This is a genomic window from Roseburia sp. 1XD42-69, assembly GCF_003612565.1.
Taxonomy (GTDB): domain Bacteria; phylum Bacillota; class Clostridia; order Lachnospirales; family Lachnospiraceae; genus Roseburia_B.
On sequence record NZ_RAZG01000222.1, the window covers coordinates 1 to 1,190 of the forward strand.

The window sequence follows — 1,190 nt, forward strand, 5'->3', positions numbered from 1 at the left end:
ACCATACATGCCGGAAGAATGCAGTAAAATCAATAGTTTTAGGCTGTATTTTTGTTAATCAGCAGACACTAAATAAATCAAGCATTTTGAGTGATTTATAAAAAAATTATCCCGACTTTTTGCCACTATTGTACCGTTTTAAAAATCAGAATTTAGCAAAAAGTATTCCATATTATCATGACCTTTTTTTAAGAAACAGCGTAAATACAACATTCTTGATAAGAAGTCATGATACCAAAAAAGTCGGTATAACTATGATTATCAAGAATTATTGACAAGATTAGCAAGCACTGCCCATGTCCGGACACATGGGCGAAATTCCCCATACTTCCCTACCGTCCGTATGATGAAATTTCCATAGGGAAGTATCCCTAACCCTCTTTGGTTTTCTTTGCGTTTTTCTCCGCAAGTCCTTGACCTTCCCCCGCAGATTTGCTACAATAACACATGGATAATTCTATCCAAAACAACTGAACAGACACGAAACCAGACTGTTGTAAACCGGACAAGTTACAGCAGTTTTTTTATGCCCAAATTTAGAAAGGACGATGTAAAAATGGCAAACAGGACACGCACCAACCGGAATGAATTTCACTTGAATGACAAGGAGCAGTACATCCTTGACGAGAAGTTTAAGCTGTCCGGCATGAAAAGCAAATCGGCTTTTATCCGGAAGCTGATTCTATACGGATATGTCTATGACGTGGATTACAGTTTTTTACGGGAATACAATACGGAGCTTGGACGGATCAGTTCAAGTCTGAACCAGATTGCGAAAAGAATTAACAGCACAAATCACATCTATCAGGAAGATATGGACGAAGTAAAGGAGTTGATGAAACAGGTATGGCAATCACAAAAATCCATGCTATCACAGCAACCGTTGATAAAGCGGTAGCCTACATATGCAACCCGGACAAAACAGACGGAAGCATCTACATTTCTTCTTACGCCTGTGCGCCGGAAACCGCAGCAATTGACTTCAAATATACCTTAGACCACTGCCGGGAAAACAGCCCCAATAAAGCCTATCATCTGATACAGGCTTTTGCTCCCGGTGAGGTCAGCTTTGACGAAGCGCACCAGATCGGGAAGGAACTTGCGGACAAGGTTTTAGAGGAGGCTGTAAAAAATCTTGTGTCTATGAACTTTAGACTTTCCTGATAAGAATTAGATATGTAAGAGTATTT

The 1,190-nt window shown here is 39.9% G+C and carries 1 protein-coding gene and 1 pseudogene; both read left to right on the top strand.

Annotation, left to right across the window (positions count from 1 at the left end; all coding sequences use genetic code 11):
- The first annotated feature begins 556 nt into the window (after positions 1-556).
- A complete protein-coding gene (locus D7Y06_RS25210) occupies positions 557-898 on the top strand; it encodes a plasmid mobilization protein (protein WP_120410206.1) in 342 nt (113 codons plus the stop codon).
- A pseudogene (locus D7Y06_RS25215) lies at positions 847-1,119 on the top strand (relaxase/mobilization nuclease domain-containing protein); the annotation flags it as partial. The gene D7Y06_RS25210 and the pseudogene D7Y06_RS25215, both read left to right, overlap by 52 nt.
- Between the last annotated feature and the right edge of the window lie 71 nt (positions 1,120-1,190).

Bases quoted from the DNA above. Each gene is read 5' to 3' on its own strand.
- D7Y06_RS25210 (WP_120410206.1), top strand. From the start codon at position 557: ATGGCAAACAGGACACGCACCAACCGGAATGAATTTCACTTGAATGAC.